The following is a 15,942-nucleotide window of genomic DNA, read 5'->3' as shown; positions in this document are numbered from 1 at the left end:
ATAGTGGATACTCATTTACTCGGCTATGCACTTGAACTTAACTTTGATTATATAAAAAAGGTTTAAACTTTGTCAATTTCTAAAAAGTCATAAGGTGTCACTTCACCCATATTAATCATCGGATGGATTTTAAACATAGTCGCTTCAGTTAAAATAAACTCAGCCGAAGCTGTATCAGTATCTGTTTTATCATCAGTATCTTCCGGAGTAAAATATTGCATAAAGAACGTTTGTAATTGTGTTAATCGCGTTTGACCCGCAGTCGCTAACCCGATATTAAAAGCATCTGCATCACCAAGAAAAACGAGCGATTGTTTGGCACGCGTTAATCCAGTATATAAAATCGGTTTTTGTAACATTCTAAAATACTGCTTAACAATCGGCATGATGACAATTGGAAACTCTGAACCTTGCGCTTTATGAATCGAAGTACAATATGCATGTGTCAATTCCGTCAAATCAGAGCGTAAATAAGTAATTTCGTTCCCATCATAATCAACGACCACGACATCTTTATTTAAAGCATTTTCCTTTGCCCAAAAAATACCGACAATAACACCAATATCACCATTAAACACATTATCGTTTGGACGATTAATCAGTTGCAATACTTTGTCGCCTTTACGAAATAGAACATCACCAAATTCAATCTCACGTTGCGATTCGTCTGACAAAGGGTTCAAAATGCCTTGTAAAATTTGATTGAGCTTTTTAATCCCTGCATTACCACGATACATCGGCGCGAGCACTTGAATATCTGCCATTGTATACCCTTTTTGCACGGCATTGTTGACGACTTTTTCTACGACTTGTGGAATTTGATCGGTTTGACATGGAATAAACGAACGATCGTGAAAACGTTGGGTAATATCAACTTTTTCACCGAGTTTCATACGATGCGCTAAATCAATAATACTGGAGCCGTCCTGTTGGCGATAAACTTCAGTTAAATTGATGCGCGGTAATACATTTGCATCAATGAGATCTTTAAAAACTTGTCCAGGGCCAACTGATGGAAGCTGGTCTTCATCACCGACTAATACGACTTGGGCATCTATAGGGACTGCATCCATAAATTGATGGAATAGCCAAGTGTCGACCATAGACATTTCATCAATAATAATCAATTTCGCATGAATTTCATTGTCTAATTTGTCTTGCGGCTTCGTATCTTGATTCCAACCAATTAAGCGGTGAATCGTCATTGCTTCTAACCCTGTCGCTTCATGTAAACGTTTAGACGCTCTTCCGGTTGGTGCAGCTAATACGACCGGATAATCATCTTCATCTGAATAGTCATCGTAATCTAATGAGATGCCGTGAATTTCTGCATATAACTGGACAATTCCTTTAATGACAGTTGTTTTCCCTGTACCTGGTCCACCCGTGAGAAGCATGACTTTATGTTGAATCGCATATTCTAAAGCCTCTTTTTGAGAAGGGGCATAATGTACTTCATTGACCTCTTCAATTTCCCCAATATGTAATTGAATATCTGAAGCATCAAATGTAGTTAAATGCTCTCGATTGGCAAATATTTTATATAAATTTTGTGTGCTTTTAATTTCCGAATAATAAAGACTTGGGATGGCCACCATTTCCTCTTGATTCACTAGTCGTTTTTCTTCAACTAATTCAGCTAAAATTTGCGTCATGGTGTCATAGTCGACACTTGAATCTTTGCCCTGAGACAGCAGTTGAATCGTTTCATTGATTAACGCTTCTTGTGGGAGGTACGTATGACCTTGTTTAATACACGTATCTTCAACTAAATAAAGTAAGCCGGCTTTTAAACGGTCGGGGTGCTCTGGATGAATACCGAGCTGTTGTGCCAGTTGGTCCGCTTTGTTAAAACCAACCCCTTTAATGTCATAAACAAGTTGATACGGATTTTGGTCGAGTACCGTTAATGTATCACTTTTATAAAACTTGTAAATGTCCATCGCAAGCTTTGAACCAAAACCAAGTTCGTTCAATCGAATCATCACTTGTTCACTTTCTTGGTTGGCATAAATCTGCTCGACAATTTGTTGTTGTTTCGCTTTAGACAGTTTAGGCACTTGTTCGATGACAGATTCATCTTTCAAAATGTCATGAATCGCATTTTCACCTAATGTATTGACAATGGATTCTGCTGTTTTTTTACCAATCCCTTTAAACAATTCACTAGATAAATATGCAATAACAGCATCTTTGGTATGAGGAATTTCTTTTTGAAACGTCTCAGCTTTTAATTGCTGACCATATCTTGCATGTTGCACGATTTGGCCTTTAAAAGTGTACGACTCATCTTCTACCATATTCGGAAAATATCCAACCACTGTTGCCATATCATCAAAGTCACCATTTGTTTCTTCTATTTCAACTTTAAGCACTGTGTAATGATTGTCCGTATTCTGAAACAAAATCATCTCTACGGTGCCTTTAATAAATGTATGGTCAAACAGTGTTGGATTTTCCATGGTTACGCCTCCTCTTCGGCTTTTATTAATCGAAATGTTTTCAGTGCGTGCTGACTGAGTAAATGTTGCGAATCCATTTGTACTGCACGTTCAAAGCCTTGAATGGCCGCATCGATATTTTCATTGAGCATATAAAGCGCTAATGTTAAGTTGTATTGTGCGTCTGCATGTTGTGGATCGCGTTCTAATATTTGATTCAAAACCGGTATCGCTTGATCAAACATTTCCAGCTCACACATAAGCAACGCAAATTGAAATTGGACTTCAAGATCTTCAAATTGAGCATCTAACTCTGCTGCACGCATTATATAAGGTAGGGCTTGCTTCTTAGCGTCGAGCTGGATCAAGGACAGCCCTAACATATAATAGGTATCTTTGTGATCGACATGATGCGACAAGGCTTCTTGATATAATTTGACCGCTTCTTGAAAACGACCTTCATTAAAGTAAACATTCGCCAAATTATAATAAATCACACCATTATCTGGTTTAATCGTCAGTGCACGTTGAAAAAAACGTTCAGCTTTTTCAATTTCACCTGCTTCTGCTAATAACACACCTGAATTGATATAATTTTCGACTTCATCAGGATGTGCTTCTATGTTGTTAAAACTTTCTTGTAATGCACGTTCGAATTGTCCTTGTTGAATGAGTTGATGAATCTGTTCAAGTTCCATTTGAATCACCTTTTCCTATACGACATAATCTAGTTGTCCGTCTTTTTTATAGACGTCATCAATCGTTGCACCGCCTAAACATACATCACCATCGTAAAACACGACAGCTTGGCCAGGTGTAATGGCGCGAACTGGCTCGTCAAAAGTCACTTTAACTGCATCGTCACCATGTGCAGTCACAGTGACACCGACATCTTTTTGACGGTATCTAAATTTAGCCGTACATTTCAACGGCTCTGTTAAGTCTGTTGCATTCACAAATGATACATCAGAAGCGATTAAATAGTCACTGTATAATGCATCGTGATGGAAACCTTGTTCAACGTATAAAATGTTGTCTTCTAAGTTTTTACCTACAACAAACCAAGGATCCCCATCGCCACCAATACCGAGACCATGTCTTTGGCCAATCGTATAATACATAAGCCCGCCATGTTGACCTTTTAATTCACCATTAAGTGTACGCATTTCACCTGGTTGCGCAGGTAAATATTGTGATAAAAATGTTTTAAAATTACGTTCACCGATGAAACAAATCCCTGTTGAATCTTTTTTCTTCGCTGTGGCTAAATCTTGTTCCAATGCGATTTCACGGACTTTTTGCTTATCGATATCACCAATAGGAAACATCACTTTACTCAATTGTGCTTCAGTCAATTGATTTAAGAAATACGTTTGATCTTTATTATTATCGACGCCACGTAACATTTCTACTGAACCATCTTCATGATGACGTACACGTGCATAATGGCCAGTCGCCACATAATCCGCGCCGAGTTTTAACGCATGGTCTAAAAAGGCTTTGAATTTGATTTCTTTATTGCACATGACATCTGGGTTCGGTGTACGCCCTTTTTTGTATTCATCTAAAAAGTACGTAAACACTTTATCCCAATACTCTTTCTCAAAATTGACTGCATAATATGGAATACCGATTTGGTTACATACAGCAATCACATCATTGTAATCTTCTGTCGCTGTACATACGCCAAACTCATCCGTATCATCCCAGTTTTTCATAAATATACCGATCACATCGTAGCCTTGTTCTTTCAATAAGTGGGCAGTTACGGAACTATCTACACCACCTGACATGCCAACTACGACACGTGTGTTTTGATTGGTCACTATTGTTCCTCCTTAAATTTTAAATATATTTTCTGTATTTCAATGACAATTTCTCTAATATCTGCTTCAGTGACTTGTTCATTTAAACTAATCCGAATCGAATGATCCACACGTGATGATTGTTCACCATACATCGCTAACAAAACATGGGAAGGAATCGTTGAACCAGCCGTACAAGCGGATCCTGATGACACATATACGCCTGCTAAATCGAGTAACGTTAACAATGTTTCTACATCAACAAATGGGAAATGCAAATTAATAATATGATTTGTCGTATCAATCATTGAACCATTGTATTCAAAAGGAATCGAACGTTGTTGTAAACCGACAATCAATTGTTCTTTTAATCGTGTCAAATGCACGTTATTATCATCGCGTGAAGCTTCAGCTAAAGTTAACGCAGTCGCAAGTCCTACAATTTGAGGTACGTTTTCAGTTCCAGCACGACGTTTCGTTTCTTGTTCGCCACCTAATTGCGGATATGTGATGCGTGTGCCCGTTTTAACATAAAGAACGCCGATGCCTTTAGGACCACCGAATTTGTGCGCCGTCATACTTAAAGCATCAACAGCTAAATCCTCCACATCGATAGGCAAATGACCAACTGCTTGAACGGCATCCATATGAAAGTAAACGTCATGGTCTGCTAATACATCTTGAATGTCATACACATGCTGAACTGTACCGACTTCATTATTTACGAACATGATTGACACGAGCGTCGTATCTTCACGTATACTTTGCTTTAACTGTTCTAAATCAATGATTCCTCCAGCATCAACGTCTAAATAGGTCACTTCAAATCCTTGTTGCTCGAGGTATTCGAAAACGTGCAGTACAGAGTGATGTTCAATCTTTGTCGTAATGAGATGCTTCCCTTTTGCCTCATTTGCATAAGCAATACCTTTAATGACAGTGTTGTTAGACTCGGTTGCCCCACTTGTAAAAATTACTTCATTCGGTTTCGCATTCAAATATTGTGCGACCGTTCTTCTTGATTCATCTAGTAATCTTCTCGCATCTCGTCCTTGAGAATGTATTGAAGAAGGATTACCAAAATGTGTTTGATAGACAGCCATCATTTTTTCAGCAACTTCAGGTTTTACCGGGGTTGTTGCCGCATAATCTGCATAAACACCCATCATTACGTCAGCCCTTTCTTATAATCAATGCTCCTATTTTAGCACTTGCTTTCTAAAAATTCTAGTACAGTGATTACGTGTTTTTTACGGTTATAGTCATTTCTATTGTAATCTTTACACCTTCAGAATTCAATGTATGCCAAAAGGCAGTTTTTGTGAGTTGATGATGAAACTAATGTTATACTAGCGCTATAAAAAGGAGTGTATTATGATGCCAAAATCAATGAAATACTCAGCATTAAATCTTGTTCCGATTAGAGAAGGAAATAACGAAAAAGAAGCAATCTCACAAATGGTAGCACTCGCTCAGCATTTAGAACAAAATCAATACGAGCGATTATGGATTGCAGAACATCACAACGCACCAAACCTTGTAAGTTCAGCAACTGCATTGCTTATTCAACATGCATTACACCATACGAACGAAATGAGAATTGGCTCTGGAGGTATTATGTTACCGAATCATGCCCCGCTTGTCGTAGCTGAACAATTTGGTACGTTAAACACGTTATATGGAGATCGTGTAGACCTAGGATTAGGACGTGCACCTGGGACAGACATAGCAACCGCAAGTGCGCTCCGTCGTGATCAACATCAAGGGGTGTATCAATTTCCTGATGAAGTGCAACAGTTACTGCAATATTTTGGTCCTGATACGATACAAGGCTATGTCAAAGCCATTCCTGCAGTTGACAAAAACGTACCGATTTATATTCTCGGCTCTTCAACGGACTCTGCACATTTAGCTGCTAGAAAAGGATTACCTTATGTTTTTGCAGGTCATTTCGCACCACAGCAAATGCAAGAAGCCATTGCAATTTATAAAGATCTCTTTGAACCATCCGAATATTTACAAGCGCCGTATATTATCGTTTGTTTAAATGTCATTATGGCAGACACTGATGAAGAAGCGCAGTATTTGGCTACAACCCAATCGCAAATCTTTGCAAGTATATTAAGAGGTAGAATGAATAAAATGCAGCCACCTACTGAAGATTTGAGTCAACTGTTGTCACCGAGAGAAATCGCAATGGCTGAAGCACGTTTACAGCATTCACTGATTGGCAATAAAGCATCAGTCAATCAACAATTAGACGCCTTTTTACAAAAACACGGGTGGATTGATGAGATTATGGCCATCAGTTATATTTATGACACCGACTTGCAACACCGCTCATATCGCTACTTTAAAGCATTGATTGACGAACGTAATCAAAAGCAATAAAGCGTCACGATATTCACAGGAATCATCTATTTTAGTACACGCCATTGAAGTTGCCAACGTTTCATGTTTGATGAGAAGCGTTGGCAAGTTTATTTTGCCTAATAAACGAAATCATAGAGCGTCATACCTCATCTCAGTGCCGAATCAGTTGTGAAAAAAGGTACATTCCTTGAACTTCACATGTTCAATCTTGTGTTTCAATAAACACCCCAAAATATAAAAAACGGCTGCAGGCACATACCTACAACCGCTATTATCAATCTGATTATTTATTACCGCCAGTAAATTTATCCAAAGCATCTTTCGCTTTATCAACTAAACTACCGCCATCTTTAATATCTTTGGCGTCACTTTGTTGACTATTTTGATACTTATCATAAGCGTCTTTTGCTTTGTTTAAATATTCTTTACCTTGTTTTTTTATCCATTACACTTATTCTTTCATCATGATTTTTAACTAAAAATTATTTCTTAAACTTATCAATCATGTCTTGTGCTTTGTCTTTTACATTTTCAACGACTTCTTTAGCTTTACCAGAAGCTTTATCTTGCTTACCTTCATTTTCTAATGATTGGTTATCTGTTACATTACCAACTGTTTCTTTGAAGTTTCCTTTAGCTTGTTCGAATTTATTCTCTTGATTTGCCATTTATAATGCCTCCTTATGAATATTTCAATATACTTATTCCACATTTTATATAGGCCTAAACATCTTATTAAAATTCTTCGTAAACAGCAGGATCTTGGTTCTTGCGTCGACCATCAGCACGAGTCAATTGGTCAATCGCTTGTAAATCTTCATCTGTGATATGAAAGTCGAAAATGTCAAAGTTCTCAAGTTGGCGTTTTGATGATGTTGCTTTCGGTATCGGCATGACACCATTTTGAATATGCCATCTTAAAATGACTTGAGCGACTGTTTTGTCATATTTAGATGAAAGTTGTTTTAATGCAGGTTCTTCCATCACACCATTGTCTCGACCTAATGGGCTCCACGCTTGTGTCAAAATGCCTTTCTCTTCATGATAGGCAATCATCTCTTTTTGGTTAAAATAAGGATGTAGCTCAATTTGGTTAATTGCTGGTAACACACCTGTTTCTTTTTCAAGTTGCTCGATATGTTCAGGTAGGAAATTACAAACACCGATATGTCTGACTAATCCAGATTTTTGTGCTGCGATCATTGCTTTCCATGCTTCTACAAATTTACCTTGTTTCGGATTAGGCCAATGAATTAAGTATAAATCAAGATAATCTAAACCGAGACGATATAATGATTCTTGAATCGTTTCATAAACATGCGCTTCACTTTGGTAACGTCCAGGTAATTTTGAAGTGACCCAAATGTCGTCTCGCTGCACGTGACTCTGTTGAATCGCTCTACCAACAGCACCTTCATTTTCATAATTATATGCGGTGTCTAATAAACGATAACCCAAATTCAGGGCATCCGTCATCGCATGCGCACCTTTTGTTCCATTTAATTTATACGTGCCGAAGCCTAATTGATCGATAAATTGTCCATCTTTCAAAGTAAACTGTTCCATAATACCCTCCTTAAATTCTAGCAAATTGCACCTAATGAGATTAAATATAAAACATGTAGCCTTCTAAAGCATCTTTATCCTGATAGTCTGCGAGTGATTGTAATGTCGTTTGATCAAGTACCTCTCTCACCGCATTGCGCATACGTAACCATAATTGTTGTTGTCCAGGCGGTTCAGATTCCATACGTTCTACGATAGTCAATGGGCCTTCAAGTAAGCGGATAATATCACCCGCAGTAATTTCAGTCGCTGACATCTTTAATTCATACCCACCTTTTGCACCTCTCACACTTCTAATGAGACCTGCATTTCTAAGTGGGCCTACGAGTTGTTCTAAATAGAGATCACTTAAACCATTTTCTTCTGCGATCGTTTTCAATGACACACAACCAGTTCCGTGTCGTTTGGCTAGAGCGATCATTAATGTTAAACCATATCTTCCTTTAGTGGATATTTTCATTTTTACCTCACCTTACATCATCCGATTTATTTTTATTTTAGCATTTTTTATATTAATATAATACCATTGTATATAAGAGTACAAAACTAATAACAATGGAGGGAAAACGATGTTGACTGAACCACTCGCTTCTAGAATGCGTCCACGGAATATTGATGAAGTCATTGGACAACAACATCTCGTTGGAGAAACAGGGATCATTCGTCGTATGGTCAATGCGAAAAGGTTGTCATCTATGATATTTTACGGTCCTCCAGGCATCGGAAAAACAAGTATTGCTCAAGCAATTGCAGGCAGTACTGCTTTCAAGTTTAGACAATTGAACGCTGTAACGAACACGAAAAAGGATATGCAAATGATTGTCGATGAAGCGAAAATGTCAGGACAAGTCATTTTATTACTGGATGAAATTCATAGATTAGATAAAGCGAAACAGGATTTTTTATTACCTCATTTAGAAAACGGGAAGATTGTCCTTATCGGTGCAACAACTTCCAATCCATATCATGCAATTAACCCAGCGATTCGTTCAAGAGCTCAAATTTTTGAATTATTTCCGCTCGATAAAGATGATATTAAAGTCGCTTTAAACCATGCATTGGAAGATGAAGAAAGAGGCCTAAAGCAATTCGATGCTTCCATTGACGATGATGCGTTTGAATATTTTGCAACACAAAGCCAAGGTGACGTGCGGAGTGCTTTGAATGCTTTGGAGTTAGCTGTATTAAGTGCAAACAATCAACCCCCGCACATCACATTACAAGACGCGGAAGATTGTTTACAGCGTGGGGCGTTTTTAAGTGATAAAGATGGGGATATGCATTATGACGTGATGAGTGCCTTTCAAAAGTCTATTCGTGGGAGCGATGTCGATGCGGCACTTCACTATTTAGGACGTCTCATACAAGCAGGAGACCTTCCTACAATTGCGAGAAGGCTGCTTGTGATCAGTTATGAAGATATCGGTTTAGCTTCTCCAGGTGCCGGTCAACGGACATTAGCTGCAATCGAATCCGCTGAAAGGTTAGGGTTTCCAGAAGCACGTATCCCGCTTAGCCAAGCAGTTATTGAACTATGTTTATCACCAAAATCTAATTCAGCAATTCGTTCTATTGATGCCGCGTTAAGTGATATTCGTAAAGGGCATATCGGTCAAGTGCCGGATTATTTAAAAGATGGCCATTACCAAGGCGCTAAGGCTTTAGGGCGTGCAGTCGGCTATCAATATCCACACAACCATCCAAACGGCTTCGTTGCACAACAATATTTGCCAGAATTATTAAAAAACAGGCAGTATTACACGCCTAAAGAGACGTCGAAGTCAGAGCAACAGTTTAAACAAATATACGACAATATTCGACAGCAGCAAAACGAATTGTAAAAGTGAATTTCAATATTAACAGGAGCTCTGACGTAATGATATCTGAGCTCCTGTTAATATTTCCAATTTATTTATCTTTAATACGTTGTACGTTGATGTCTTTCAAAATGTTATTACATACATAACTTGCACAAATTAAACCGACGACACTTGGCACATAAGCATTGGATGATGGCGGCATTTGTGCTTTACGGTTTTTACCTTGCGCATCCCCAACTACCGCTTTCACATCCTCACGAATCACAATTGGGCTTTCACCTGAAAATACAACTGGAACCCCCTTTTTAATCCCTTTTTGCTTTAATTTATTTCGAATGATACGCGCGATAGGATCCGTATGTGTTTTTGAAATGTCAGCAATTTCAAATTGTGTTGGATCTGTTTTGTTCGCTGCACCCATACTAGAAATGATTTGAATGTCCCGCGCTAAACATTGTTCCATTAAGTGCACTTTATAAATAATAGTATCACTCGCATCAACAACATAATCGATATCATAATCTTCAAAAAGTTGTTCGTACGTTTCTTCCGTGTAAAACATATGTAATGGGGTCACTTTACAATCAGGGTTAATTAAGCGAATACGTTCTTCCATCAAACTCACTTTACTTTGTCCTACTGTTGTCGTTAACGCATGCAATTGACGGTTTACATTTGTAATATCTACATCATCTTTATCTATTAAAATAATATGCCCTATGTTCGTACGCGCTAAAGCTTCTGCAGCAAAAGAACCTACCCCACCGACACCTAATACAGCGACTGTTGTTTGTTTTAATTTGTTGAGCCCTTCTTGTCCGATTGCCAGTTCGTTACGAGAAAATTGATGTTTCATATTAAACTCCTTTAATTACAAATTCACATACCATTTTAAATAAGCACATAAAAAATACGCAAGACACGAAGCCTTGCGTACCGATAGATCCGTTATGCCGTAGTTGTAAAGTGCTTGATCATTTTGGCCTGCTATATACAGGTGGGTGCCCTGTTTCTTGTTTTGCACGTCCTCCTAAAGAGGCGTGTGCGCTGCAAGAAAACCCATTGGGCTCCCTGATCAAAGAGTGTTAGGTCAAAATACATAAAGCGAACTTACGAACACTACAGATGACTATCTTATGAATTAATCATATCACAATTTAATGATTATTCAAGAAAAAAGTTTGCACACTGTGTATTTAAATTAATGTTTGATACGTAATGATAATTCGTCTAATTGTCTTTCTGATACCGGACTCGGTGCATCTGTCATTAAATCTGTCGCAGATGCTGTTTTAGGGAACGCAATCGTATCACGTAGGTTTGTACGGCCACTTAAAATCATGACGAAACGGTCTAAACCTAGAGCGATACCGCCATGTGGAGGCGCACCATATTTAAACGCATCTAATAAGAAACCGAATTGTTCTTGCGCTGCTTCATCAGAGAATCCTAATGCTTTAAACATACGTTGTTGAAGTTCACCATCATGAATACGAATCGATCCACCACCTAATTCGAAACCATTTAATACAAGGTCATAAGCTTGGGCTTGCGCTTGTTCAGGTGCTGTTTCTAATAAATCAATATCTTCTACTTTAGGTGATGTGAATGGATGGTGTGCTGCAACGTAACGACGTGCTTCTTCATCGTATTCAAGTAATGGCCAATCTGTCACCCATAAGAAATTATATTGTTCTGGGTCAATGAGTCCACGTTCTTTTCCAAGTTTATTACGCAATGCACCTAAACTTTGGGCAACGACATCTTTAGAATCAGCAACAAATAAGACTAAGTCTCCTGCTTTAGCGCCTGTTAATGCTTGTAATTTCGTAACATGAGCGTCTTCAAAGAAACGAGCGATTGGACCGTTTAAACCATCTTCTACTACTTTCACCCATGCTAAACCTTTGGCACCATAAATATTTACAAATTCTGTTAAACCGTCAATATCTTTACGTGTATAGTCAGCTGCAGCATTTTCAACAACGAGCGCTTTCACTTGACCACCACTTTCCACTGCACCTTTGAATACTTTGAAGTCCATAATTTGACCTAATTCTGAGACGTCTAACAACTCCATACCAAAACGTGTATCAGGTTTATCTGTACCATAGCGTGACATTGCTTCAGTATACGTCATGCGTGGGAAGGCATCAGTCATCTCAATGCCTTTTACATCCGCTAGCACGTTTTTCACCATCGCCTCACCTAATTGCATCACGTCTTCTTGCTCAACAAAGCTCATCTCAATATCGATTTGCGTAAATTCAGGTTGGCGGTCAGCACGTAAGTCTTCATCACGGAAACATTTGACGATTTGGTAATATTTATCAAAACCACTGATCATTAACAGTTGTTTAAACAATTGTGGTGATTGTGGTAACGCATAAAATTCACCGTCATGTACACGTGAAGGCACGAGATAGTCACGCGCACCCTCTGGCGTAGATTTTGTTAATACAGGCGTTTCAACATCATAGAAACCATCGCCGTCTAAAAATTGACGGATTGAACGTGTGATTTGGTGACGCATCTTAAAAGTTTGCGCTAATTTTTCACGACGTAAATCGAGGTAACGATATTTTAAACGGATATTTTCATCAACATTTAAATTTTCTTCATTGATTGAAAACGGTGGTGTTTCAGATTGATTAATAATTTCAATAGATTTCGCTTGAACTTCCACTTGTCCTGTTTTAATTTTAGGATTGATTGTTTCATCGTCTCTTTTTGTAACTGTCCCTGTAATTTCAACGACATATTCAGAGCGGATTCGTTCAGCGACTTCAAGCGCTTCTTTTGAAAAGTCTGGGTTGAATACGACTTGTACATAACCTTCTCTATCTCTTACGTCTACAAAGATAAGGCCACCTAAATCACGACGATTATGCACCCACCCTTTCAACGTAATTTCTTGTCCTAATAATTCTTCTGTCACTGAACCACAGTATGTCGTGCGCTTTGCCATTATTCTTTACCTCCATGAATATAACTTTCTATTTCTTCAAATTTCATCGTTTGTGATTCACCTGTCGCCATATGTTTCACAGCGACTTCCCCGGCTTCAAGTTCTTGATCTCCAATCACAATCGTATACGTTGCATTCAATCGATCTGCTTGTTTCATTTGACCTTTTAACTTGCGAGATAAATAATCTTTATCTACTGAAATGCCAGCGTGTCTGAGGCGATTAAGAAGTGTTACTGCGAAATCATCTGCTTTTTCTCCCATCGTTGCTACAAACAAATCAATGTGCTGCATTTGTGGGAATTCAATCCCTTCTTCTTCTAGTGCTAATAATAATCTTTCAATACTTAACGCAAAACCGATACCCGTTTCGCTTGGTCCATCTAACAATTCAAGCAAGCCATTGTAACGGCCACCACCACATAAAGTCGTAATCGCACCATCATAGGCTTCATTATCCATCATCAATTCAAATGCAGTGTGCGTGTAGTAATCCAAACCTCTTACTAATTTGGGATCCACTTCATAAGGCACACCTAGACGATCTAAGTGTGATTTGACCGCTTCGAAATAATCTTTGGAGTAATCATTTAAAAAGTCAGTAATTGACGGAGCTGTTTGAATTTCAGGCTGATGACGATCCACTTTACAATCTAAAATACGCATAGGATTCGTTTTGATACGTTGTTGACAGTCCTTACAATAATTGTGAATCACTGGTTGGAAATGTTCACGTAATGCATTTTGATAATCCACGCGTGACTCTGCATCCCCTACACTATTGATCACTAATTTTAATTTTTTCAAACCGAATGATTGATAAATGTGCATGACCATAGCTAGCACTTCTGCATCCATACTTGGGTTTTCAGCACCAATCGCTTCTACGCCAAATTGATTAAATTGACGGTAACGCCCCTTTTGTTTTCTTTCATAGCGAAACATTGGACCATTATAATACAATTTCACCGGCTGGTTCGGTAAGCCTTGCATTTTATTTTCAATATAGCTACGTACGACCGCAGCTGTTCCCTCAGGACGTAACGTAATACTACGATCACCTTTATCTTTGAACGTGTACATTTCCTTTTGTACAACATCGGTAGAGTCCCCCACACCGCGCGCAAATAAATCGGTACTTTCAAAAATAGGCGTTCTGATTTCTTGATAATTATAAACTTCCATCAATTTGTGCAATTGGTTTTCGATATAGCGCCACTTTGTCGTTTCTTCAGGTAAAATATCTTGTGTCCCACGTGGAATGTGAATCATCTTTATCGCTCCTTTTCATCTCTATTCTTAACTTCAGCCATTTGTGCGAATAAAAAAATGCCCCCTGTATGCACTAAACATACAAGGGACGTACTTTATTATGCCGTGTTGCCACCCTAATTAAGAACAATCAAATAGAGACTGTTCTTCACTCTAGGCTCTTAACGCGAGCGACACGACCTTACTTTCATAAAGTACCTTTCCTTGTGTTCATCTCACTAAGCACGACGGTCTATCTTTCAGCCATTGGATAGACTCTCTTCTGACATCGTTGGTTGCTTAGTTCATTCAAGAATACAAACGGTGTTAAATATAAAATTCATTGTTAATCATACCTGTTTTTTCAATTAGTTTCAAGACATTAACTTAAAAAATAACTTTCTAACCCGTCGACAATCGCTTGTTCAACGATTTGACGATGATTTTTGTCTTTCATCATCACGGTGTCAGTCGGGTTACTAATATAACCCAGTTCAAGTAACACTGCAGGCATTTCTGTTTGTCGTAACACTTGATAATTTTCTTGTCTCGTGCCTCTATTCGATAACATTGCTTTCTTTTGTATGCTTGCATTTAATGTTTGCGCGAGACCTTCTTGTTGCTCATGAAACCAATAGACAGTCGCACCATTGGCATTCGGTGTTTCTAGAGCATCATTATGAATACTAATAAAAACATCACCTTTAAGATTACGGTCTTTTAATTTAACATATTCATCCGTTGAACGCGTCATTTTCACTTTTGCGCCCTTCTTTTCAAGCAACGATTTCAGTTCTAACCCTGTTTTCAATGTGATATCTTTTTCTAAAGTTTTGTCACCTTGTCGACTCGAAGCACCTTGATCGCTACCCCCATGACCTGGATCAAGGACAATCGTTTTATCTCTCAATGGATTCGCATGTGGATTGACATCTGCGGGTATGTCGAGATTCGTATGCCATCCCGCAATCCATCCCTTTTGCTTGCCATTAGCTGAACGGACTTCAATCCATTTACCTTGCTTACCAATTTGAAGAAATTCATCGCCTTTATGCACTTGATACAGTACTGGATACGCTGCGTTTGGACCTGTTCGTATTTCCGCGTCCTCGATTAAATTGATATGATCATCATCACTATGCCTCAACACAAAATATGACACGACAAGAATGCCCACTAATGCAATCGTGAAGCACGCGCCATAAAAACGTTGCGGATGGATGCGTTTTTGTTTTAACCACTGATCAACCTTTTTCATACGACTTTGCCATCTACACTCTCATAAATAATCGTTACAGGACCATCATTTTGTATACTGACAAGCATATCTGTTCCAAATTCACCTGTCTCAACTGGAATTTGAAATGCACGTAGCTGGTCATTAAAATACTCATACAGTTCATTTGCTTGATCAGGTGCCATCGCTTGTGTAAAACCTGGGCGATTTCCTTTTCTCACATCCGCATACAATGTAAATTGCGAAATAGATAAAATCTCGCCATTGATTTGTTGAATATTTAAATTAAGTTTTTCGTTCTCATCTTCAAAAATTCGAGAGTTCGCAATTTTTTTCGCTAAAACTTTCGCATCTGCTTGAGTGTCCCCTTCACCAATACCGACGAGTAGACAAAATCCTTGTTGTATTGTGCGCTCTATTTGATGATTTTTCACACTTGCAGATTGAACTCTTTGTACAACGATTTTCATCCTTATGCACTC

The 15,942-nt window shown here is 38.4% G+C and carries 14 protein-coding genes and 1 other RNA gene; 2 read left to right on the top strand and 13 right to left on the bottom strand.

Going from position 1 to position 15,942, the window contains the following annotated elements:
- Positions 1-62 precede the first annotated feature (62 nt).
- The 4 genes from recD2 to P3U61_RS05700 are packed head-to-tail and all read right to left on the bottom strand — an operon-like array spanning position 63 to position 5,412.
- The gene (gene recD2, locus P3U61_RS05715) at positions 63-2,462 is read right to left on the bottom strand and encodes an SF1B family DNA helicase RecD2 (RefSeq protein ID WP_100006541.1); all 2,400 of its coding nucleotides are present in this window, start codon (positions 2,460-2,462) and stop codon (positions 63-65) included.
- 2 nt (positions 2,463-2,464) lie between these two features.
- Complete coding sequence (locus tag P3U61_RS05710) at positions 2,465-3,139, bottom strand: tetratricopeptide repeat protein (RefSeq protein WP_020219749.1); 675 nt, start codon at positions 3,137-3,139, stop codon at positions 2,465-2,467.
- 15 nt (positions 3,140-3,154) lie between these two features.
- A complete protein-coding gene (gene mnmA, locus P3U61_RS05705; protein ID WP_155259758.1) occupies positions 3,155-4,234 on the bottom strand; it encodes a tRNA 2-thiouridine(34) synthase MnmA in 1,080 nt (359 codons plus the stop codon).
- 32 nt (positions 4,235-4,266) lie between these two features.
- On the bottom strand, positions 4,267-5,412 hold the full coding sequence (locus P3U61_RS05700; protein ID WP_014613738.1) for a cysteine desulfurase family protein: 1,146 nt from the start codon (positions 5,410-5,412) through the stop codon (positions 4,267-4,269).
- Positions 5,413-5,620: 208 nt separating this feature from the next.
- Between P3U61_RS05700 and P3U61_RS05695 the strand changes: the two genes are divergently transcribed.
- Positions 5,621-6,637, top strand: a complete 1,017-nt coding sequence (locus P3U61_RS05695; RefSeq protein WP_310464138.1) for an LLM class flavin-dependent oxidoreductase — start codon at positions 5,621-5,623, stop codon at positions 6,635-6,637.
- Between the two features lie 464 nt (positions 6,638-7,101).
- Here the strand turns inward: P3U61_RS05695 and P3U61_RS05690 are convergent, their stop codons facing one another.
- The 3 genes from P3U61_RS05690 to cymR all read right to left on the bottom strand — a co-directional run bounded on the left by P3U61_RS05690 (position 7,102) and on the right by cymR (position 8,645).
- Positions 7,102-7,287 (bottom strand): CsbD family protein, encoded by a 186-nt coding sequence (locus P3U61_RS05690; protein WP_014613736.1) that lies wholly within the window; start codon positions 7,285-7,287, stop codon positions 7,102-7,104.
- A 67-nt stretch (positions 7,288-7,354) separates the two neighbouring features.
- Positions 7,355-8,185 (bottom strand): aldo/keto reductase, encoded by an 831-nt coding sequence (locus P3U61_RS05685; RefSeq protein WP_020219746.1) that lies wholly within the window; start codon positions 8,183-8,185, stop codon positions 7,355-7,357.
- Between the two features lie 40 nt (positions 8,186-8,225).
- Positions 8,226-8,645, bottom strand: coding sequence for a cysteine metabolism transcriptional regulator CymR (gene cymR, locus P3U61_RS05680; protein ID WP_014613734.1), 420 nt, complete (start codon positions 8,643-8,645; stop codon positions 8,226-8,228).
- Between the two features lie 109 nt (positions 8,646-8,754).
- On the opposite strand from cymR, the gene P3U61_RS05675 reads away from it, so the two are divergent.
- Positions 8,755-10,026, top strand: a complete 1,272-nt coding sequence (locus tag P3U61_RS05675; RefSeq protein WP_014613733.1) for a replication-associated recombination protein A — start codon at positions 8,755-8,757, stop codon at positions 10,024-10,026.
- Between the two features lie 67 nt (positions 10,027-10,093).
- Here the strand turns inward: P3U61_RS05675 and P3U61_RS05670 are convergent, their stop codons facing one another.
- The 6 genes from P3U61_RS05670 to dtd form a co-directional block, all read right to left on the bottom strand.
- Positions 10,094-10,861 (bottom strand): tRNA threonylcarbamoyladenosine dehydratase, encoded by a 768-nt coding sequence (locus P3U61_RS05670; RefSeq protein ID WP_014613732.1) that lies wholly within the window; start codon positions 10,859-10,861, stop codon positions 10,094-10,096.
- A gap of 82 nt (positions 10,862-10,943) precedes the next feature.
- Positions 10,944-11,136: non-coding RNA, 6S RNA (gene ssrS / locus P3U61_RS05665), on the bottom strand.
- A gap of 70 nt (positions 11,137-11,206) precedes the next feature.
- Positions 11,207-12,973, bottom strand: a complete 1,767-nt coding sequence (gene aspS / locus P3U61_RS05660; RefSeq protein ID WP_063284411.1) for an aspartate--tRNA ligase — start codon at positions 12,971-12,973, stop codon at positions 11,207-11,209.
- Positions 12,973-14,244 (bottom strand): histidine--tRNA ligase, encoded by a 1,272-nt coding sequence (gene hisS, locus P3U61_RS05655; RefSeq protein ID WP_014613730.1) that lies wholly within the window; start codon positions 14,242-14,244, stop codon positions 12,973-12,975. Before hisS ends, aspS begins: the two co-directional genes overlap by 1 nt.
- Positions 14,245-14,605: 361 nt before the next feature.
- Positions 14,606-15,481, bottom strand: coding sequence for an N-acetylmuramoyl-L-alanine amidase family protein (locus P3U61_RS05650; protein WP_014613729.1), 876 nt, complete (start codon positions 15,479-15,481; stop codon positions 14,606-14,608).
- On the bottom strand, positions 15,478-15,930 hold the full coding sequence (dtd, locus tag P3U61_RS05645) for a D-aminoacyl-tRNA deacylase (protein WP_014613728.1): 453 nt from the start codon (positions 15,928-15,930) through the stop codon (positions 15,478-15,480). Before dtd ends, P3U61_RS05650 begins: the two co-directional genes overlap by 4 nt.
- Positions 15,931-15,942: the final 12 nt, after the last annotated feature.

The sequence above is a fragment of the Staphylococcus pseudintermedius genome (genome assembly GCF_034042775.1).
Taxonomy (GTDB): domain Bacteria; phylum Bacillota; class Bacilli; order Staphylococcales; family Staphylococcaceae; genus Staphylococcus; species Staphylococcus pseudintermedius.
The sequence above is the reverse complement of the archived record's forward strand: the minus strand, read 5'-3'. Positions and strand labels throughout refer to the sequence as shown.

Coding starts and splice junctions, on each gene's coding strand:
- recD2 (WP_100006541.1), bottom strand. CDS start 2,462: ATGGAAAATCCAACACTGTTTGACCATACATTTATTAAAGGCACCGTA.
- P3U61_RS05710 (WP_020219749.1), bottom strand. CDS start 3,139: ATGGAACTTGAACAGATTCATCAACTCATTCAACAAGGACAATTCGAA.
- mnmA (WP_155259758.1), bottom strand. CDS start 4,234: ATGTCAGGTGGTGTAGATAGTTCCGTAACTGCCCACTTATTGAAAGAA.
- P3U61_RS05700 (WP_014613738.1), bottom strand. CDS start 5,412: ATGGGTGTTTATGCAGATTATGCGGCAACAACCCCGGTAAAACCTGAA.
- P3U61_RS05695 (WP_310464138.1), top strand. CDS start 5,621: ATGATGCCAAAATCAATGAAATACTCAGCATTAAATCTTGTTCCGATT.
- P3U61_RS05690 (WP_014613736.1), bottom strand. CDS start 7,287: ATGGCAAATCAAGAGAATAAATTCGAACAAGCTAAAGGAAACTTCAAA.
- P3U61_RS05685 (WP_020219746.1), bottom strand. CDS start 8,185: ATGGAACAGTTTACTTTGAAAGATGGACAATTTATCGATCAATTAGGC.
- cymR (WP_014613734.1), bottom strand. CDS start 8,645: ATGAAAATATCCACTAAAGGAAGATATGGTTTAACATTAATGATCGCT.
- P3U61_RS05675 (WP_014613733.1), top strand. CDS start 8,755: ATGTTGACTGAACCACTCGCTTCTAGAATGCGTCCACGGAATATTGAT.
- P3U61_RS05670 (WP_014613732.1), bottom strand. CDS start 10,861: ATGAAACATCAATTTTCTCGTAACGAACTGGCAATCGGACAAGAAGGG.
- aspS (WP_063284411.1), bottom strand. CDS start 12,973: ATGGCAAAGCGCACGACATACTGTGGTTCAGTGACAGAAGAATTATTA.
- hisS (WP_014613730.1), bottom strand. CDS start 14,244: ATGATTCACATTCCACGTGGGACACAAGATATTTTACCTGAAGAAACG.
- P3U61_RS05650 (WP_014613729.1), bottom strand. CDS start 15,481: ATGAAAAAGGTTGATCAGTGGTTAAAACAAAAACGCATCCATCCGCAA.
- dtd (WP_014613728.1), bottom strand. CDS start 15,930: ATGAAAATCGTTGTACAAAGAGTTCAATCTGCAAGTGTGAAAAATCAT.